The sequence below is a fragment of the Paractinoplanes aksuensis genome (genome assembly GCF_024137025.1).
GTDB classification, from domain to species: domain Bacteria; phylum Actinomycetota; class Actinomycetes; order Mycobacteriales; family Micromonosporaceae; genus Actinoplanes; species Actinoplanes aksuensis.
In genome coordinates, this window is sequence record NZ_JAMYJR010000023.1 from 150,052 (window position 1) to 168,630 (window position 18,579).

16 protein-coding genes are annotated in these 18,579 nt (G+C 70.9%); 9 read left to right on the forward strand and 7 right to left on the reverse strand.

Going from position 1 to position 18,579, the window contains the following annotated elements; genetic code table 11:
- Positions 1 to 321: 321 nt before the first annotated feature.
- Positions 322 to 1,023 (reverse strand): hypothetical protein, encoded by a 702-nt coding sequence (locus tag M1L60_RS21530; RefSeq protein WP_253239257.1) that lies wholly within the window; start codon positions 1,021 to 1,023, stop codon positions 322 to 324.
- A 118-nt stretch (positions 1,024 to 1,141) separates the two neighbouring features.
- On the opposite strand from M1L60_RS21530, the gene M1L60_RS21535 reads away from it, so the two are divergent.
- From M1L60_RS21535 to M1L60_RS21555, 5 genes are read left to right on the forward strand one after another with little or no spacing between them, the layout of a single operon-like run.
- Entirely contained in the window at positions 1,142 to 2,833 is a 1,692-nt protein-coding gene (locus M1L60_RS21535) for a S8 family serine peptidase (RefSeq protein ID WP_253239258.1), read from the forward strand.
- 41 nt (positions 2,834 to 2,874) lie between these two features.
- Positions 2,875 to 3,474, forward strand: coding sequence for a sulfite oxidase-like oxidoreductase (locus tag M1L60_RS21540; RefSeq protein WP_253239259.1), 600 nt, complete (start codon positions 2,875 to 2,877; stop codon positions 3,472 to 3,474).
- The gene (locus M1L60_RS21545) at positions 3,444 to 4,199 is read left to right on the forward strand and encodes a ferredoxin reductase (RefSeq protein ID WP_253239260.1); all 756 of its coding nucleotides are present in this window, start codon (positions 3,444 to 3,446) and stop codon (positions 4,197 to 4,199) included. The genes M1L60_RS21540 and M1L60_RS21545 overlap by 31 nt, the downstream gene beginning before the upstream one ends.
- The gene (locus M1L60_RS21550; RefSeq protein ID WP_308208516.1) at positions 4,196 to 4,480 is read left to right on the forward strand and encodes a DUF6510 family protein; all 285 of its coding nucleotides are present in this window, start codon (positions 4,196 to 4,198) and stop codon (positions 4,478 to 4,480) included. The genes M1L60_RS21545 and M1L60_RS21550 overlap by 4 nt, the downstream gene beginning before the upstream one ends.
- 2 nt (positions 4,481 to 4,482) lie before the next feature.
- Entirely contained in the window at positions 4,483 to 6,219 is a 1,737-nt protein-coding gene (locus M1L60_RS21555; RefSeq protein WP_253239261.1) for a UvrD-helicase domain-containing protein, read from the forward strand.
- Between the two features lie 4 nt (positions 6,220 to 6,223).
- Here the strand turns inward: M1L60_RS21555 and M1L60_RS21560 are convergent, their stop codons facing one another.
- A complete protein-coding gene (locus M1L60_RS21560; RefSeq protein ID WP_253239262.1) occupies positions 6,224 to 6,604 on the reverse strand; it encodes a hypothetical protein in 381 nt (126 codons plus the stop codon).
- Between the two features lie 220 nt (positions 6,605 to 6,824).
- Here M1L60_RS21560 and M1L60_RS21565 point away from each other — a divergent pair, with 220 nt between their 5' ends.
- The 3 genes from M1L60_RS21565 (at position 6,825) to M1L60_RS21575 (ending at position 10,305) form a co-directional block, all read left to right on the forward strand.
- Complete coding sequence (locus M1L60_RS21565) at positions 6,825 to 7,625, forward strand: SGNH/GDSL hydrolase family protein (protein ID WP_253239263.1); 801 nt, start codon at positions 6,825 to 6,827, stop codon at positions 7,623 to 7,625.
- A gap of 83 nt (positions 7,626 to 7,708) precedes the next feature.
- A complete protein-coding gene (locus M1L60_RS21570; RefSeq protein WP_253239264.1) occupies positions 7,709 to 7,999 on the forward strand; it encodes a PLD nuclease N-terminal domain-containing protein in 291 nt (96 codons plus the stop codon).
- A 116-nt stretch (positions 8,000 to 8,115) separates the two neighbouring features.
- The gene (locus M1L60_RS21575) at positions 8,116 to 10,305 is read left to right on the forward strand and encodes a carbohydrate-binding protein (protein WP_253239265.1); all 2,190 of its coding nucleotides are present in this window, start codon (positions 8,116 to 8,118) and stop codon (positions 10,303 to 10,305) included.
- 4 nt (positions 10,306 to 10,309) lie between these two features.
- On the opposite strand, the gene M1L60_RS21580 is transcribed toward M1L60_RS21575, so the two are convergent.
- Positions 10,310 to 10,930, reverse strand: a complete 621-nt coding sequence (locus M1L60_RS21580; RefSeq protein ID WP_253239266.1) for an HAD family hydrolase — start codon at positions 10,928 to 10,930, stop codon at positions 10,310 to 10,312.
- An 81-nt stretch (positions 10,931 to 11,011) separates the two neighbouring features.
- On the opposite strand from M1L60_RS21580, the gene M1L60_RS47910 reads away from it, so the two are divergent.
- Positions 11,012 to 12,157, forward strand: a complete 1,146-nt coding sequence (locus M1L60_RS47910; protein ID WP_253239267.1) for an MFS transporter — start codon at positions 11,012 to 11,014, stop codon at positions 12,155 to 12,157.
- A 37-nt stretch (positions 12,158 to 12,194) separates the two neighbouring features.
- Here the strand turns inward: M1L60_RS47910 and tuf are convergent, their stop codons facing one another.
- The 4 genes from tuf to M1L60_RS21605 all read right to left on the reverse strand — a co-directional run bounded on the left by tuf (position 12,195) and on the right by M1L60_RS21605 (position 18,412).
- Complete coding sequence (gene tuf / locus M1L60_RS21590) at positions 12,195 to 13,385, reverse strand: elongation factor Tu (protein WP_253239268.1); 1,191 nt, start codon at positions 13,383 to 13,385, stop codon at positions 12,195 to 12,197.
- Between the two features lie 239 nt (positions 13,386 to 13,624).
- Complete coding sequence (locus tag M1L60_RS21595) at positions 13,625 to 15,418, reverse strand: serine/threonine-protein kinase (protein WP_253239269.1); 1,794 nt, start codon at positions 15,416 to 15,418, stop codon at positions 13,625 to 13,627.
- A gap of 154 nt (positions 15,419 to 15,572) precedes the next feature.
- Positions 15,573 to 17,600, reverse strand: coding sequence for a hybrid sensor histidine kinase/response regulator (locus tag M1L60_RS21600; RefSeq protein WP_253239270.1), 2,028 nt, complete (start codon positions 17,598 to 17,600; stop codon positions 15,573 to 15,575).
- A gap of 68 nt (positions 17,601 to 17,668) precedes the next feature.
- Positions 17,669 to 18,412, reverse strand: a complete 744-nt coding sequence (locus tag M1L60_RS21605) for an SIR2 family NAD-dependent protein deacylase (protein WP_253239271.1) — start codon at positions 18,410 to 18,412, stop codon at positions 17,669 to 17,671.
- Between the last annotated feature and the right edge of the window lie 167 nt (positions 18,413 to 18,579).

Sequence of the window (18,579 nt, forward strand, 5' to 3'; positions counted from 1 at the left end):
TGGTCAGCCGCGACGAAACGTGTCGTTCCGGCCCGGGCTGGCCGAGAGCGGACGAGCCGTTTCCCCTCGCGGTCGCCGGCCGAGACGAGCCGTGTCGTTCTGGCCCGGACTGGCCGAGAGCGGACGAAACCGTTTCGTCTCGCGATGGCCGGCCGAGACGGGACGTATCGTTCCGGCGCGGGCTGGCCGAGATGAAACGAGCCGTTTCGTCTCGCGGTCAAGCCCGGCCGCGGCGAGACGAAACGTTTCGCCTTGCGTCAGCCTTCAGCGGGCTCAAGCCAGACATGTCGTGGCGGGGTGTGAGCGGGGTAAGCCGAGTAGTCAGCTGAGGCGGTTCCATTCGCGGCGGATGGCGGCGACGCTGTCGCCCGAGGAGGGGCGGCCCTGGTCGGCGACGGCGACCGTGACGACGCTGCGGCTGGCCGAGGTGCGCCAGCAGATCAGCATTGATGGCACCACGCGGGCCTGCTCGCCCGTGGCCGCGCGCACCGTCTTGGTGCAGCGCGCCCCACCCACCAACCACCCCGTGTCCCCCGCTATGGCCAGCTCCGGCCGCCCGGTCAGGTCGTACTCGGCCGACGTCACCCGGATCCGGCCGCTGCCGGTGGACTCGCTGTGCTCGTTGAGCGTGGACGCCACCGCCAGCCCGGTCGACTCCGACGGTGCGGACACCGACGGGGACGGTGGTGGCGGGGTCGGGCTGGCCTCCTGCCGCGCGCCCGACCGGCTGACCCGCCCCGGCGACGCGGCCGCGACCGGTGAGGCCGGGGTGGCCGGCGTAGACGACACCGTCGGTGATGGCGACACCGGCGCGATCACCCGAGGCTCCCGGATCGCCGTGTTGCGCGACAGATCAACCAACTGACTCTGCACCACGAAGAATGCGGCCCCGCCCAGCGCCGCCAGCCCGGCCAGCCCCACACCCAACTGCTTGCGCCGCTGGTGGCGCCGTTCCCGCGCCAGCGAACGGTAGATGCCGTTCTCGTCCTGCACGGTCACCGGCGCGTGTTCCCCCCGTCCCATGCCCCGATCGTGCCACCGACACGGACAAAGCGCTCTAAAACCACCGGAACCAAGCTGCACCGCTTCGCTTCCCGGCCTGCCAACCGGGGCTGACGAATCCTCTGACATGAACAAGCAGATGCGTCGCTACGTTGTGGGTGCCGTCGTCCTGAGCGCGGTCGCGTTCACGCTCCCGGTTCACACCCCGATGATCGCGGTCAGCAGCGGCAACCCGGCCGCCACCAACGACCCGAACGTGACGACCCCGCGGGCCGCCCGCGCATACGGTCAAAAGGCCCCCCGCGCCTCCGGTCAAAAGGCGGACCGGCACTCGATCACCCGCAACCTCACGGCGGCCCCCCAGCATCTGCTTCCGCCGGTCGTTTCCAAGGCCCTTCCCGTACGCGTAGTCAGCACCACCGTGGGCCGGGGCGGCCGCCCGGTGGTGTCGGCCCGTACCGTCACCGACCGCAGCCGAGCCGAAAGACTGGTCACCGACGGGCAGCGCGCACCCGGCGCGGTCAGTGTCGAGCTCGACGCCCCGGTCAGCATCGCCCAGGCCGACCCGTTCCTGCCTGCGCAGTGGGACCTGGCCCGCACCCGGGTCGACGGCGCCTGGCCGCGCTCGACCGGGGCCGGCGTCACCGTCGCGGTCGTGGACAGCGGCGTCGACGCCTCCCACCCCGACCTGGCCGGTCAGGTGCTGCCCGGCGCCGACTTCATCACCGGCACCGAGGGCGTTTCGGTCGACCCGCACGGGCACGGCACGCACGTGGCCGGCACGATCGCCGCGCTCACTGGCAACGGCACCGGCGTGGCCGGCATGGCCCCGCACGCCCGCATCCTGCCGGTCCGGGTGCTCGGCGCCAATGGCTCGGGCTACATGTCGGACGTGGCCAACGGCATCACCTGGGCCGTCGACCACGGCGCCGACGTCGTCAACATGTCGATCAGTTCGTCCTGGCAGGTCGCCGCGGTCAGCAACGCCATCTCGTACGCCCGGGACAAGGGCGTCGTGGTGGTCGCGGCGGCCGGCAATTCGCGCGCCGCGGGCAGCCCGGTCCTGTTCCCGGCGGCCGACGAGGGCGTCATCGCCGTCGCCGCCACCAACCCGGACGACTCCGTGGCCGGCTATTCGAACCGCGGCGGCTACGTCGACGTGGCTGCCCCCGGCACCGGCATCCTCAGCACGTACCCGGGCGACCGCTACATCCGCATGAACGGCACCTCGATGGCCGCCCCGCACGTCGCCGCCGTGGCCGCCCTGCTGAAGGGGGGCGACCGCGCCCTGACCCCGGAGCGGATCGAGACCGCCCTGACCTCGTCCGCCGCCGACCTGGGCGCCCCGGGCCGCGACGACGACTTCGGCGCCGGTCTGCTCGACGCGGCCGCCGCCCTGGCCACCCTGACCCCGCCGGCCCCGGCCACGACCGCGCCCACCACGGCTCCGGCCACGGCCCCCATCACCGTCCCGGCCACGACGCCGCCGACCACGATCCCGGCCACGCCCAGCCCGACGGTCACCGAGACCACCCCGGCCCCGGCGCCCACGACCGAGGTACCGGCGCCGGCGCCGACGCCCAGCGCCACCCCGTCCGCCACGCCGGCCAAGCCGATCATCCGCCTCGTCCGCCCCGGCTCGGGCAAGCTCACGGTCGCCATCGTCGGCGTTCAGGGCGTGCCGGTGGAGGTCCAGCAGTGGAACGGCCCGGACTGGGTGACCGTCCGCACCTACCCGGCCACCACTATTGCCCGATTCGTCGATCTTGTTCCCGGCTTCGATCACCGCGTCGTCGTGGCGGGCGCCACAAGCGACGTGATCCGGCTCTAGGCGCTGTCGGAGGCGAAGATCATCCGGTTTACTCATCACTCATGGGCATCATTTCCAGGGGATTCGGCGGCCGGCGGCGTGAGTCGGTGCCCGGCCTGCCGCCCGGCCAGTACCTCACCCACGATTTCCCGGTGCTTTCCGCCGGGCCGACCCCGCGCATCCCGCTCGATCGCTGGCGCTTCACCGTCACCACGGAGACCGGCGACAAGACGAGTTGGAACTGGACGGAGTTCCAGGCGCTGCCGGCCGAGGACGTCACGGTCGACATCCACTGCGTCACCAAGTGGTCCAAGCTGGGCTCCACCTGGCGTGGCGTCTCGCTCGACACGCTGCTGGCCGACGTCGAGTCGGCCGCCGACTACACCATGGTCCACAGCTTCGGCGGGTACACCACCAACGTGCCGATGGAAGATCTGCTCGACGGCAAGGCCTGGGTGGCGTACAAGTTCGATGGTGAGGATCTCGAGCCCGAGCACGGCGGCCCGGCCCGGCTCCTCATCCCGCACCTGTATTTCTGGAAATCGGCGAAGTGGGTCAACGGCATTCAGCTGATGCCCGAGGATGAGCCTGGTTTCTGGGAGGCCGCCGGCTATCACATGTACGGAGACCCATGGCGCGAACAGCGGTATCAGGGCGACTGATCTGGCGGGCGGCGACGGTTGCCGCCGCCCACCAGGAATCGCCGACAGCACGGACGCTCGTGCTCGACGTTCCGGACTGGCCGGGTCACCTGCCCGGCCAGCACGTCGACGTGCGCCTGACGGCCGAGGACGGCTATCGCGCGCAGCGGAGCTACTCGATCGCCTCGGCCTGGCCCCACCCCGAGGGCAAGGTCGAGCTGACGGTCCAGCGGCTCGACGACGGCGAGGTCTCGCCCTACCTGACCGACACTGTCGAGGCGGGCGACCGGATCGAGTTGCGCGGGCCGGTCGGCGGCTGGTTCGTCTGGCGCGACCAGCAGCCGGCGCCGGTGCTGCTGATCGGCGGCGGTTCAGGGGTGGTGCCGTTGATGGCGATGGTGCGGGCCCGGGCCATGGCCGGCACGAAGCAGCCGTTCCGGCTGATCTATTCGGTGCGTACGCCGGAGGATCTGCTCTACGCCGACGAGTTGCGCCGCCGGGTCCGGGACGACGCCGGCCTCGACGTGCACTACGTCTACACGCGGAAAACGCCGGACAACTGGCCCGCACCCCCGAAGAGGATCGACGTGGCCGCCCTGAACACGTACGGTTGGCCGCCGGACTTCGCACCCGACTGTTTCGTGTGCGGTCCGACGACGTTCGTCGAGACGGCCGCGGACATCCTGGTCGCACTCGGCCACGACCCGCGCCGGATCCGCACCGAACGCTTCGGAGGAACGTCGTGACACAACCCGGCGAGACGGGCGCCGCGCTCGACGGCAACGCCATGGCCGGCGACCTGCGTGAGATCTTCGCGGTCGACGTGACAGCGGCCCGGTACATGTGTGCGGGCTGCACCCACACCGACGCCGTGGCCACGCTGATGGTGTGGCAGCACTCGCCCGGTCTGGTGGCGCGCTGCCCGCACTGCTCGGATGTGGTGTTGCGAGTCGTGCGGGCGCCCGACCGGGTCTATCTCGACCTGCGGGGCAGCGTACGCCTCGAAGTGCCGCTCGAAGGCAGCTGACCTTGACCCGCCCGGCGGCGCCGGAGGACCCGTTGCTGGCCCAGGCCGGCGACTGGTCCGCGACCATCGGCGCCGCCCAGGACGAACTGATCCGCACCGCGCCCGAGTGCGTGCTGGTCATCCAGGGCGGCCCCGGCACCGGCAAGACCGACACCGCGCTGCGCCGGGTGGCCTGGTTGATCAGCGAGCCCGACCTCGCCCTGAGCGCGTCCGGAGTGCTGGTGGTGGGCCCGTCGCACGCGTTCGCCCGGCGCACCCGGGCCCGGCTCGACGGCTGGGGGCACGAGGGGGTCGCGCACAGCTCGATCGACGGGCTGCTGCCCAAGGCGGTCACCGGCCGCCCCGAGGCGCCGCACGTGATCCGGCTCAAGGGCGAGGCGCGGATGGCCGGGCTGCTGCAGCGGGCGATCGAGAAGCACCGGGCGCGGGAGCGGGCCATCCCGCCCGTGCTCATGATCCGGGGACGGGTGGTGCAGCTCGACCCGGCCACGATCGAGCGGGTGATCACCACGGCCAAGGCCAGCGAGGCCCCGGCCGGCGACCGGCGACGCCTGCTGCGGGCCGCGCTCGTAGCCGGTACGCAGGATCCGCGGTTGATTCTGGAAGCGGCCGACATGCTGGCCGACCGGTTGTGGCCCGAGTTCGAGGCGACCACGTTCCTGTCCGAGTTGTTCGGCTCCCGGTTGCGGCTGACCGCGGCGGCCGAGGGCGAGTTCACCGACCGCGAGATCGACGCCCTGTTCCGGATGACCGGTGAGGAGCCGCCGTTCAGCGAGGCCGACCTGCCCCTGCTGGATGAGGCCGAACACGTGTCGGGGGTCGAGCCGCAGACGTACGCCCATGTGGTGGTCGACGAGGCGCAAGACCTCTCGCCGATGCAGTTGCGGGCGATCTCGCGCCGCTCGGCCAACGGTTCGCTGACCGTGATCGGCGACATGGCCCAGTCGACCGGCCCGTGGGCCCGCGACGACTGGCACGACGTGCTCGCGCACCTGCCCTCGGAGATGCCGCACGTGCACCGCGAGCTGCACTTCGGCTATCGCATCCCGCGTCAGATCTTCGACCTCGCGGCCGAGTTGCTGCCGACCGCGGCGCCCACCGTGCAGCCACCGACGACCGTGCGGGAGGGGCCGGCCGACCCGGTGATCGCGCCGGTCGAACCGGCCGGGCGGGCGGCGGTCGTGGTGACGGCGGCGGCCGATCACGCGGCCGACGGGCGTTCGGTCGCGGTGATCTGCCCGGCCCGGTGCCGCGACGAGATCGAGGCGGCGCTGCGGGCCGAGGAGCTTTCCTGGGGTACGGCTCCGGGCGACGAGCGGGGGCCGGCGATCACGCTGCTGAGCCCGCACGAGGCCAAGGGTCTGGAGTTCGACGCCGCGATCGTGGTCGAGCCGGGGTTCATCGTCGACGACGACCCCCGCGGGCACCGGCTGCTCTACACGGCGCTGACCCGGGCCACCGGCCACCTGCATCTGGTCGGCGCCCCCGAGGACCTACCGGCCGATTTCGGTACGCAGCCCGACGCGGAACCCGAGGCCGAGCCCGCGCCCGTGTCCGCCCCGCCCGCGCCCCCGGTCGTGCCGGAAGCGCTGCCCATGCCGGACGACCCGGTGCTGCGCGAGCGGATCGACATGGTCGCGCACAACATGGCCGAGACGCTGCTGGCCAACCTCACCCCGGAGCTGTGGCCGGTCGCGCTCGACCGCCTGATCGAGCTGATCAGCCCCGACCCGGAGTAGCGGCTCAGGACCGGAAGCTACCCCGCAGGCGCTGGGCCAGCGTGACCGGGGCGGGCGGCGCGGGCGGCCCGGGCCGGGGTCGCGACGGGATCGACCGGCCCACCGGGCGGTCGTAGTCGGCGGTGGCGATGGCCTCGATGATCTGGCCGTCGCCGAAGTTCTCGGAATCGGGGATCGAGGGCACGAACCCGACAAGCACACCGTTACGCATGATCTGGGCCTCGAGCCCGGCTGTGCCGTCGTTGTCCCAGATCGCCTCGCGGCCGTCGGGCAGCATGACCCGGATGCCGTACTGGGTGATGCCGGCCTGCGGCAGTTTCACATGGGCGAAGACATTGCGCGCCCGCAGCGTGTCGACGATCCGCCGTGCCCGTTCTTCTTCCATGGGGCGACGCTAGTCGCGCGGCCTGACAGCAGCCTGAAGATCGCCTGTGGCACTCGTGTGAATGGGTGCTCACCGTCCGATATCGACGCTGGTCACATCGACGTACGTTACTCCCCTGTAACAGGAATGTCACCGTGTTTCTTTTCTCGGCACCCTGAATTACCGTTCAGTAACCGGAGCGCTCCGGCTTCCTCTCCCACCACGGACCGGAGGCCACTCGATGGGCAGGCGTCTATCCCTTCTCGGCTGTCTCATAACTACGTCCCTGCTCTCGCTGGCCGTGGCCGCCCCCGCCGCCGCGGCCGTCGATCCCGCCGTCACCGACTACGTCGCGCTCGGCGACTCCTACTCCTCGGGCGTCGGCGCGCCCGGCCAGAGCGTGTTCTGCCTGCGCAGCAAGCAGGGCTACCCCGGCCAGTGGGCGGCCCGCAACCAGCCCAAGTCGTTCACCGACCTCAGCTGCGGCGGCGCCGTGACCAGCGACGTCCGCAACCTGCAGGTCCCGTTCCTGAGCAGCGGGGCCGAGCTGATCAGCATCACCATCGGCGGCAACGACGCGGGCTTCGCGCCGACCGTGATCGGCTGCCAGGTCGGCACCGACGCGGCCTGCCTGGCCAAGGTCGCCACGGCCCGTACGGACATAACCGGGACCCTGCCCGGCAAGCTCGATGCGACGTACGCGGCGATCAAGCGCAAGGCCCCACGGGCCGAGGTCGTGGTGCTGGGCTATCCGATCCTGTTCGACACGGCGTCGGCGTCGTGCGGGCTCACCGGCATGAGCCTGACCAAACGCCGCGCTCTCAACGAGGGCGCGCAGGTGCTCAACGACGTCATCCAGGCGCGAGCACAGGCCGCGGGGTTCACGTTCTCCGACGTACGCGATGAATTCGCCGGCCACGGCATCTGTTCCTCGAGCCCGTACCTGAACGGCCTCACGGTCGTCCCGCCGCAGAACTCCTTCCACCCCAACGTCAACGGCTACACGTACGGGTATCTGCCGGCCCTCGCGAGCGCGCTGTAGTCCCCCGGTCCCGGGCGGATGCCACCGGCCGGCACCCGTCCGGGACCACCCGACCGCCCCGACGACCGGGATCGTCTGCAGGCATGGCAAGCGTCTTCGTTCTCCTGCTCCTGCTCGACCTCGCGCTGGTGATCATCGCCCTGGTCGACTGCCTCCGCTTCAAGGAGGACGAGATCCGGACCGCGCCCTGGGCCGCCTGGATGTTCGCGATCCTGCTGGTCAGTCCGTTCGGCGCCATCGCCTGGTTCGTCAAGGGCCGCCCGGTCCCGAAGGTCGCGCTGCGCCCGCGCCCGGTCTTCGTCGCCCCGGACGACAACCCCGACTTCCTCAAATCGCTCTCGGCCGCCATCCGCGACCGCGACGACAACCGCTGACCCGGGCGTGGCCAGGCGGTCGTGGCAGTTCCGGTTCTTCGAACTGTTGCCGGTTAGTTAAAGAGCTTAATAAACTCCGGGGCGGATAGCGGTTGATCTATCTCTCAGGAGGACTGGTGAAGCGACCACTCACCGCGGCGCTGGCTGTCGCATCGACGGCTCTGACGCTGGTGGCGGCGCAACCCGCAACCGCGGGTGGGGCGAGAGCGACGGTGACCGGCACCTACTCGGCCGGGGCGGCCGACGCATGGAAGGCCCTGCCGTCGACGCGGGTCGGGGACGGCGCGGGCCGGGCGGTCGACGCCACGGTGGTCGTCGACCCGTCGCAGCAACGGCAGCGGTACAGCGGCATCGGCATGTCGATCGACGAGACCAGCGTCTCCAACCTGTGGAAACTGACGAAGGCAGAGCGCGAGAAGGCCGTACGCCTGCTGGTCGACCCGAAGCACGGCGCGGGCTTCGACCGGTTCCGGCTCACCATCGGCAGCCCCGACCTGATCGAGCATCTGCCCTTCTGGTCGTACGACGAACTGCCGCCCGGGGTCTCCGAGGACTTCGCGCTGAAGCACTTCTCGATCCAGCGGGACATCGACCTGCACATGGTCGAGGCGGTCAAGCTGATCCAGAAGTACAACCCGGACGCCACGTTCTTCGCCTCGGCCTGGAGCGCGCCGGCCTGGATGAAGACCAACAACCGGTTCACCGGCGAGGTCGCGCTCAAGCCGGGCAGCACCACCGAGCACTACCAGGTGGGCCGGCTGCGCGACGACTGCATCGACGTGTTCGCCCGGTACTACGTGAAGTACCTGCAGGCGTACGCGAAGCAGGGGGTTCGGGTCGATGCTCTGACCCTGCTCAACGAGCCCGGGATGGACGTCGTCTACCCGGCCATGGACATCAGTGTCGATCAGCAGCAGAAGCTGGCCGTCGCGATCAAGCGCGAGCTTCGCAAGAGCAAGCTGGACACGAAGCTCTACGTGCACGACTTCAACTTCTGGGACTGGCGCGACCCGAACAGCACGGCCACCAAGAACTACTACCGGATCATGAACGACCCGGCCACCCGGAAGGCGGCCGACGGCATCGCCTTCCACCCGTACTGGGGTGATCCGGCCGTGATGCGCGACGCCTACAACGAGTTCGGCAAGCCCGTGCACATGACCGAGACGAGCGATCTCAACCCGGCCACCGTGCTCAACTACTTCCGGTTGAACGCCAGCAGTTACACGATGTGGGCGCAGGCCACCGACCAGACCGGCGGCACGCTGCACTGGACCGACAAGCGCGACAACAACGTGGACTGGGAAGAGATCGGCCGCACGACCAAGTGGCCCGACCGCCTGGTCAAGGTCAACACCGACACCAAGACCTTTTCCGTACGCGATGAGCTCTATCCGCTGGGGCAGTTCGCCCGCTACCTGTCCCCGTCGGACGTGCGCGTCGAGTCGAGCGCGGCGGCCGCCGGCGTCAGCAACGTCGTCTACCGCAACGGCGACAAGTTCACCGCCGTGCTGGCCAACGGCACGGCGGCCGACAAGTCGGTGCGGGTCAAGCTCGGCAGCGAGTCCTTTGTGGTCCGCGTGCCGGCCAACGCGTACGCCACGTACCGCTGGAAGGCCGATCCCCCGCGCCGCGACCACGCGCCGGTGCTCCGGGCGGTGCCGCCGCTGACCGTCGACCAGTACGCGACCACGCTGTTCCGCCTGTCGGCGACCGACCGTGACCGCGACCGGCTCAGCTTCTACGCGACCGACCTGCCGGCCGGCGTCTCCCTGGACGCGACGACCGGCGTGGTCACGCTGAGTCCGACCGTGGCCGGGGCCCAGAAGCTGACCTTCCACGTGACCGACGGCGCGGCCCGCGACACCGTGACCGTCGACGTGAACGTCACCCCGCAGGGCGCGCCGATCGGCGTGCGGGTCGAGGCCGAGTCGTACGCCGCCCAGAACGGCTGGACCGAGGGCGGAGCCAACTTCGTCGAGAGCAACGCCGGGGCCAGCGGCGGCAAGAACATCGGCTGGACCGCCGCCGGCAACTGGCTGAGCTACCGCGTGAACGTCGCGCAGCCCGGAACGTACGACCTGGAACTGCGCGTAGCCAACGGCACGGGCGCGGTGGCGGCGGACGCCATCACGTTCCGCGATGCGGCCGGCGACAAGCTGGCCACGGTGTCAGTGCCGGCCACGGGCGGCTGGGCGACCTACCAGTCGGTGCACGTGCCGGTGACGCTGGCCGCGGGCGACCAGCTGGTCACGGTTTTCTGCGAGACCGGCGGCTTCAACCTGGACTATGTGACGTTGAGCTGAGCCGTCACGGGTGCCGCTGCCACGGCGGCGGCACCCGTACCGCGGCCATGCCCGCCGCGGCCGCCGACTGCATGCCGAAGTCGGTGTCCTCGAAGACCAGGCAGCGCTCGGGCGCCACGTTCAGCAGCTTGGCCGCGGCCAGAAAACACTCCGGATCAGGCTTGCCGTTGAGGTAGTCCCCCGCACACACCATGACCTCGAACCGGTCGAGCAGCCCCAGCGTCGTCAACGACGCCGTCACCGACTCCCGGCTGCTCCCGCTGACAACAGCGAACGGCACCTTCCCGTACGCATCCTCGATGTGTTCCAACACCTCGGGCACAGCCGCCACGGTCGGCAACAGCTCCTGGAAGATCTGCTCCCGGCGCTTGTCCACGACGTCGACCGGCATGGCCAGCCCCTGCCGCACGTTCAGATCCTCGATCACCGACGTCGGCGTGCGCCCTCCCCACGCATAGAACAACTCTTCCGGGAACTCGGCGCCCCACTCCTCCAGAGCCAGCTGCCAGGCCCGGAAGTGAATGGGCATCGAGTCGGCGATAGTGCCGTCACAGTCGAACAGGTACGCGTCGAACTCGCCCGCAGGCAGCGGCAACATCACAGTGACCAGGATAATCACGCTCATTGTCCGATTACCGGGTACGCCGTTCGTCGGAGACGTGGGACTCACTCACCGGGTCCCCCGTCCGCGACCCGGAGGCTTTCCGTGACCGCCAGCCAGCGCGCCACCACTTCGACCCACGACCGGTGGGCCGTCACCGCCGTGTTCCTGCTCAACGGCCTGACCCTGGCCACTTGGATCGTGCGCGCCCCCTCGTTCAAGGCCGCCCACGATCTGAGCGACACCCGGTTCGGCCTGTCCGGGCTGCTCTTCGCGGCCGCCGCGCTCGCCTGCATGCAGTCGATCGGCCCGCTGGTGGCCCGAGTGGGCACCCGCCCGATCCTGCGGGCCGCCTTGGTGGTGATGCCGCTCCTGCTGGCCGGCCTGTCCGTCGCGCCCACCGAGGCCTGGTTCCTGACCGGCGCCGCCGTGCTCGGAGGAGCCCACGGCGCCACCGACGCGGCGATGAACGCGAGCGCGGTCGCGGTCGAACGGCAGGCCGGACGGCCGATCCTCAACAGCTGTCACGCCGCCTGGAGCATCAGCGCGGTGATCGCGTCGCTGTCCACGGCCGCCCTGGCCCACCTCGGCGTCGGCCTGACCGCCCATCTGCTCACGGCGGGTGCCGTGCTGCTGGCAGCCGGCCTGGTCACAGCCGGCCGGCTGCCGGACAACGGACGAGCCACGACCGAGCCGGCCTCGGTGCGCGCGGGCTGGACCCGCCCCCTGGTCCTGCTCGGACTGACCGCCACCGCGCTGATGATCTGCGAGGGTGCGGCCCTCGGCTGGGGCGGCATCTTCCTGCACGAGGAACGCGGCGCCACCTTGAGCCTGGCCGCAGTGGCCATCACCGCCTACACGGCCAGCCAGACCCTCGGCCGCCTGACCGGCGACCGCCTGGCCGAACGACACGGCGCCAACCGCCTGTTCCGAACCGGCGCGATGCTGGCGGCCGCCGGCTTCTGCATAGCCGTCCTGACCCCGAACCCCGGCCTGGCCGCGGGCGGCTTCGCCCTGGCCGGCCTGGGCTCATCAGTGCTGGTGCCACTGACCTTCAGCGCCGTCGGCCGCCTCCCCGGCGCCTCCACCGCCGCCCTCGTCTCCCGCCTGACCACCTTCACCTACACCGGGATCCTGCTCGGCCCAGCCCTGATCGGCTGGATCGCCGGCCACATCGGCCTGGCCACCACCATGACCGCCGTCATCCCGCTGCTACTGCTCGTAACCCTGGCCCCCCGCCCACGACAGTGAGGGGTGGCCGGCTCATCGAGCCGACCACCCCTGACAATCAGTCGAGCAGGGCCGTCACCGTGCCCGCGGCGACCGTGCGGTTGCCCTCGCGGACGGCGAAGCCCGCGCCCACCTCGAGCGCGACCGGCTTGCCCAGCGTCACCGCGACCTTGTCCAGCGTGTCGCCCGGCATGACCAGGTCGACGCCGCCGAGGTCCAGGCCGCCGGACACGTCGGTGGTGTGGAAGAAGAACTGCGGGCGGTAGTCCGTCGCGAACGGCGTGTGCCGGCCACCCTCCTCCTTCGTCAACGCATACATCCGCGCCTCGAACTTCTGGTGCGGCGTGACGCTGCCGGGCACGGCCACGACCTGGCCGCGCTGCACCTGCTCGCGCTTGATGCCGCGCAGCAGGATGGCCGCGTTGTCGCCGGCCTCGGCCGTCTCGAGCGACTTGCCGAACGTCTCGAGCCCGGTCGCCACGGTGGCGATGGTCGGGCCGAGACCCACGACCTCGACCGGGTCGCCGACGCGCAGCGTGCCCCGCTCGATCTTGCCGGTGACCACGGTGCCGCGGCCGCTGATGGTGAGCACGTTCTCGATCGGCATCAGGAACGGCTCGCCCAGCTCACGCTGCGGCACGGGCACGTAGTCGTCGACCGCGTCGAGCAGGTCCACGACGGACTGCACCCACTTCGGGTCGTCCTCGAGGGCCTTGAGCGCGCTGACCCGGACGACCGGAACCTCGTCGCCGGGGAAGCCGTACTCGCTCAGCAACTCGCGGACCTCGAGCTCGACCAGGTCGAGCAGCTCCGGGTCGTCGACCGCGTCGCTCTTGTTGAGCGCCACCACCAGGTACGGCACGCCGACCCGCTGGGCCAGCAGCACGTGCTCGCGGGTCTGCGGCATCGAGCCGTCCTGGGCCGACACGACCAGGATGGCCCCGTCGACCTGCGCCGCCCCCGTGATCATGTTCTTCACGTAGTCGGCGTGGCCCGGCATGTCCACGTGCGCGTAGTGCCGGGTCGGCGTCTCGTACTCGACGTGCGCGATGGTGATGGTGATGCCGCGGGCGGCCTCCTCCGGGGCCTTGTCGATGCCCTCGAACGCCACGTACCGGTTGGAGGCCGGGTCGCGGTCGGCGAGAACCTTCGTGATCGCGGCGGTCAGGGTCGTCTTCCCGTGGTCGACGTGCCCCATCGTGCCGATGTTGACGTGCGGCTTGGTCCGGATGAACTGGCTCTTGGCCATGATCTGATCAATCCCTCACTGGATGTAAGGCATTCTGGGGAGTGCGCGCCCCGCCTGCCGAGCGGGGAGCGCCAGAACCGCGCATGAAGCGACCACCCTTCCCCGGGGTTCTGCTGCGGCTGGGGAAGGGTCAGATTCGCGTATCGGAGAGCACGCACACGGGAGCCGCCCCTTGGGGCAGCTGCAGACCGAGTGCGTACATGCGGATCACGGTAGGCGGTAACGCCGCACCGCGCGATCTAATTCCAGGCGAAGGTGGCGCTCTTGGCCTCGCTGGTCAAGGTGCGGCCGTTGCGGTCGTAGCTGAAGTTCATGACCACGGCGTAGGTGTGACCGCGGGGCGGGCTGGCCGCGGCCGGGCCGCAGGTGCGGTTGGCGGCGTCGCCCTCGAAGATCAGGTTGTCGCAGGTCTTGGTGGCGCCGACGGTGCGGCCCGAGTCGGCGTCCTTGAGCGCGACCGTGATGCGGCCCTGACCGCCGCCGGGGGCGGTCACCGTGGCCTGGTAGCGGACGTCACGGCCGAGCATGTGGCAGGGCTGGACGCGGGCTGCGGTCCTGGTCCGGAAGTCGATCGCGAAGCTCTGGTTGCACTGCCACGGGCCGTACGGCTGGGCTTCGGGGCGCGGCGAACGGGTCGGTGGGCGCTTGGTGGGTGGTTGCGCGGCCCGGGTGCGTACGACCGGAGAAGCCGGCGCCGGAACGGCCTTTCGTGGGGCCGGGGGCGTGTGGGCGGCCGCCGGCCGGGCCGCGTTGCGATTGGCCGAGACGTTCGTGCGGCGCTGGGCCACGGTTGACGGGACGGCCGACGGCAGCGGAGCGACAGTTGCCGGCGGAGCGGCCAGGTCCCGGGTCTCGCCGTTGTCGCGGCCCATGTTCCAGGCCGTCGTGGCCGTGGCCGAGGCGACCATCGCGGCCGCGATCACCACGAGCGTGGCGCCGGGGCGGGCCCAGCGCCAGCCGGGGACGGCGTTGCGCTTCCCGGGATGCCGCTGCGGGGGAACGATCGAGGGAGCGACCTTCGGCTTCGATGACACCAGCCAGTCGTCCACCGACACGGAGGCCAGCGGCAGCGAGTGCAGCACGGGCGCGGAACGCGGCGGTTCGACCAGGGCGTCGGCCGGGGCCGGCAGCGCCGGGGCGCCGTCGAAGCGGCGGGCGATGTCGGACAGGTCGGCCACCAGTTCGGCCGCGGTCGGGCGGCGGCGCGGCTTGTGCGCCATGCATGCCGTGATCACGTCCCACACCGGGTCGGGCAGGCCCGTACGGCGGACGGGGTTGCCCTCGAGGTGCTGGCGCATCAGGTCCGGGATCGAGTCGCTCACGTACGGCGGCCGGCCGCTGACCAGCTCGTAGAGGAGCACGCCGAGCGCGTACACGTCAGTGGCCGGGCTGGCCGTCGCGCCGTGGAAGGCCTCGGGCGACATGTAGTGCGGGGTGCCGACGACCGCGCTCGGGGTGGTCATGCTGGGCGTGTTCAGGATGCGGGCGACCCCGAAGTCGGTCAGCCGGGTGTCGAGCCGGCCGTCGACGGTCGCCAGCAGGATGTTGTCGGGCTTGAGATCGCGGTGCACCACGCCCAGGTCGTGCGCCTCGGCCAGCGCGGCCGCCACCTGCGCGGTGAGCCGGGCCGCCTCGCCCGGGGCCACGGTCGGCTCGGTGCGCAGCAGGTCGCGCAGGCTGCCCCCGCTGACCAGGTCCATCACCAGGCCGATGGTCTCGCCCACGCTGAACAGGTCGTGCACGCGCACCACGTTGCGGTGGCGCAGCATGCGCAGGATCGTGCGCTCCTGCACGAACCGGGTGACCAGCCGGGGCTGCTGCAACAGGCTCTCGTGCAACAGCTTCACGGCGACGGACTTGCCGGTGGCCCGGTCGAGCGCCTCCCACACGGTGCCGGTGGCACCCTGCCCGAGCGGGCGCTGGAGCACGTACGAGCTGCCGACGCATCGTCCGCTCAGGTCCATGGTCGACGTGCCGTGCGTGTCGGCGCGTGATCCAACACTCGACCGGTCCCGCGTGCCATGCTGAGTCACTGGTGGTCCTCCCGAAGCCCCATCCGACCACCCCGCCCGCCACCCCAAAGCGGACTAAAGTCGGCTGTACGCCGGAATACTGCTGTTTGTCCGCTTCGGAGCGCAACCCCCTCCGCCCGAGTTCGCACCTTTGGTCGGAGTCGCGGAAACGCCGTTACTTGGACGTGGCGGCCTCGTTCGTCGCAGTACCGGAGAGCGTCCGGATCGCCCCGAGCAGCGTCGATCGGGTGAACGGCTTCTCGATCAGCATGCTGTTGTCGTCGAGGTGCAGCTGGGGGCCGAGCGACGCCGCCGTGTAGCCGGACATGTAGAGCACCGGCAGGTGTGGCTGGTGCGTCCGCAGCGCCGCCGCCAGCTCGGGCCCGGTCATCGTCGGCATGACCACGTCGGTGATCAGCAGGTCCGGGTGGGCGCCCGCGGCCACCTGGCTCACCGCCTGCAGCGTGTCGGTGGCGACCGTGATGGCGTACCCGGCCGGCTCGATCAGGCGCTGCACGAGCTGCGCCACCTCGGGCTGGTCCTCGACGATCAGCACCCGGCCGATCACCGCCGGCGCGCCCTGGCGGCCCGACGCGGCCAGCGGCTTGTCCTCGGCCGCGGGCAGGTACAGGTGGACCGTCGTGCCCATCCGCGGCTCGGACTCGAGCTCGATGTGCCCGCCCAGCCCCTGCACGATGCCGGCCGTGGTGGCCAGGCCCAGGCCGGCCGCGGTGGGACGGGTGGTGAAGAACGGCTCGAGCGCGCGCTGGCGCACCTCGTCGGTCATGCCGACGCCGGTGTCGGTGATGACGATGTGCACGAGCCGGCCCGGCGGCACACCCTCGGGACCCTTGCCCGCCTCGACCAGCTCGTTCATCGCGGCCACCCGCAGCATGCCGCCGTGCAGCATGGCGTCGCGGGCGTTGGCGGCCAGGTTGACGAGCGCCTGCTCGAGCGGGCCTCGTTCGGCCTTGACCGCCCACACGTCGGGGCCGAACGCCAGGTCGAGGCCGATGTGTTCGCCCAGCGTACGGGAAAATAGGCTTTGGACGTCGGTCAGCAGATCCGGGATCGGAATGATCTCGGGGCGGTTGCCGTCGCTGCGGCCGAACGCGAGCAGCTGGTGGGTCAGCGAGCGCCCGGTGCCCACCGCGTCCAGGATGTCGGTGGCGAGCCGGTGGTGCTCACTGCCCTCCTCGGCCGAGTGCGTGATCATCTCGGCCGAGCCACCGACCACGGTCAGCAGGTTGTTGAAGTCGTGCGAGATGCCGCCGATGAGCTGGCCCAGGCTGTCCAGCCGGCGCAGGTGGTCGAGCTGGCGCTTGAGACCGCGGGCGTCGATGTGGTCGGTGGTGTCGGTGACCATGCAGACCACGCCGGTGAACTCGCCGTGATCGCCCATCAGCGGCATCATGCTGATCCGGACGCTGCGCTGCGATCCGTCGGCCCGCATGAGCCGGGTGCCACCGACCGTGGAGCGGCCCTCGCGGCACTCGTTGATCCGCCGGTTCAGCTCCTTCTGGCCCTGGTCGTTGAGGAAGCCCCGCAGCGAGACGCCGACCAGCTGCGAGCGGGGCATGCCCAGGACGACCCCGATGGGCTCGTTGGCGTACGTCACCACCGCGTCCGGATCGAGCTGGAGCACCCCCTCGGGGATGGTCTCGAGCACCCGGCGGTAGCGCTCCTCGCTGGCCCGCAGCCGCTCCAGGGCCCGCGCGCTCGAACAGGCCAGGGCCAGCTCACCGGCGATGTCGCGGGCCAGCTCGACCTCGGCCGTCGAATAGAACGAGCCGGGCGTCTCGCGGGTCAGCACCAGATACCCCGCGTACGTGTTGTCGACGATCACCGGGCACAGCACGGCCGAGTGGATCTCGTGCTCCTCGCCCGCCAGCGGCTCGACGCCGTCCCCGGCCAGCACGATGGGCCGGCGGCTGGCCGCCAGCGCGGTCGAGAAGTCGTCGTCGGGCAGCTGGTCGACGTGGTCGAGCACGCGCGACAGCGAGGCCGACCGCCCGTCGTCGACGTGGTGGTAGGTGATCGAGTCGTACCGGCCGTCGTCCCGCAGCAGCTGCACGCCGGCGCCGTCACCGATCATGTCGGCGGCGGCGCGGGCTGCTGTGGACTGCACGGCGGCAGGTTCGTGCGAGACCCGGCTCAGTGCCAGGGCGAGATCGGCGAGCGCGTACCGGAGGGGGTAAGCCATGACACCCATGACGACATGATCCGCGTCTTACGAGGTGCGTGGTGCCGGTTCGCCAGGTTTGCAACCATTCATCTGATGATCTCGGGGAGCACTGTCGCGGCCGGCCCGCGCAGGTTGACCGCGCAGAACGGGTCGAGCGGCGTCGGCTGCGGGTTGACCTGAATGACGGTACCGCCCAGCTTCGCCGTCACCTGCGGGATCTCGGCGGCCGGATGGACCACCCCCGACGTACCCACAGTGACCAGCACATCGGCGTTGGCGGCGGCCTCGACCGCCTTCTCCAACGCGTCCACCGGCAACGATTCACCGAACCAGACCACCCCCGGGCGTACGAGGGACTGGCAGTGCTCACAAGAAGGCGGGGTTCTCGGCCCTTCGGTCCCCGCCCCGCCAACTGCAGGCGCGCCCGCCGCCCGGCCGCACCCGGAACAGCGCGGGGTGAAAAGCGAGCCGTGCAGGTGGATCGGGTTCTTGGAGCCGGCCCGCTCGTGCAGGTCGTCGACGTTCTGCGTGATCACGACGGCGTCCCGCCGCGCGACCGCCTCGTGCCCCGCGTTCGGCCCCACCCGCTCGACCAGTTCGCGCCGCCACTCGTACCAGCCCCACACCAGCGCCGGATCCTGCTCGAACGCCTCGGGGGTGGCCAGCGCCTGGGCGTCGTACCGCGCCCACAACCCGGTCAGCGCGTCCCGGAACGTGGGCACACCGCTCTCGGCCGACATGCCGGCCCCGGTGAGGACGACGAGCCGCTCGGCGCCGGCGATCAGAGCCGCGGCTGCTCGCAACTGGGCCGGTTCGCTCAGGGGTTCCATGATCCGAGTGTGCCCGGGCCCCCACCCCGTTTCGCAACTGCTATTGACAACCATCGATTCTGTGGCACGGTGTTACGACACCCGCCGGTGTATGTGATTCGGGAGTTGAGGGCAGCTCCCGCCGGTTCCCCCTGGCCTGTCCACCGGGCCACCGACCATGCGGAGCA

Coding starts and splice junctions, on each gene's coding strand:
- M1L60_RS21530 (WP_253239257.1), bottom strand. CDS start 1,023: ATGGGACGGGGGGAACACGCGCCGGTGACCGTGCAGGACGAGAACGGC.
- M1L60_RS21535 (WP_253239258.1), top strand. CDS start 1,142: ATGCGTCGCTACGTTGTGGGTGCCGTCGTCCTGAGCGCGGTCGCGTTC.
- M1L60_RS21540 (WP_253239259.1), top strand. CDS start 2,875: ATGGGCATCATTTCCAGGGGATTCGGCGGCCGGCGGCGTGAGTCGGTG.
- M1L60_RS21545 (WP_253239260.1), top strand. CDS start 3,444: ATGGCGCGAACAGCGGTATCAGGGCGACTGATCTGGCGGGCGGCGACG.
- M1L60_RS21560 (WP_253239262.1), bottom strand. CDS start 6,604: ATGGAAGAAGAACGGGCACGGCGGATCGTCGACACGCTGCGGGCGCGC.
- M1L60_RS21565 (WP_253239263.1), top strand. CDS start 6,825: ATGGGCAGGCGTCTATCCCTTCTCGGCTGTCTCATAACTACGTCCCTG.
- M1L60_RS21570 (WP_253239264.1), top strand. CDS start 7,709: ATGGCAAGCGTCTTCGTTCTCCTGCTCCTGCTCGACCTCGCGCTGGTG.
- M1L60_RS21580 (WP_253239266.1), bottom strand. CDS start 10,930: ATGAGCGTGATTATCCTGGTCACTGTGATGTTGCCGCTGCCTGCGGGC.
- tuf (WP_253239268.1), bottom strand. CDS start 13,385: ATGGCCAAGAGCCAGTTCATCCGGACCAAGCCGCACGTCAACATCGGC.
- M1L60_RS21600 (WP_253239270.1), bottom strand. CDS start 17,600: ATGGCTTACCCCCTCCGGTACGCGCTCGCCGATCTCGCCCTGGCACTG.
- M1L60_RS21605 (WP_253239271.1), bottom strand. CDS start 18,412: ATGGAACCCCTGAGCGAACCGGCCCAGTTGCGAGCAGCCGCGGCTCTG.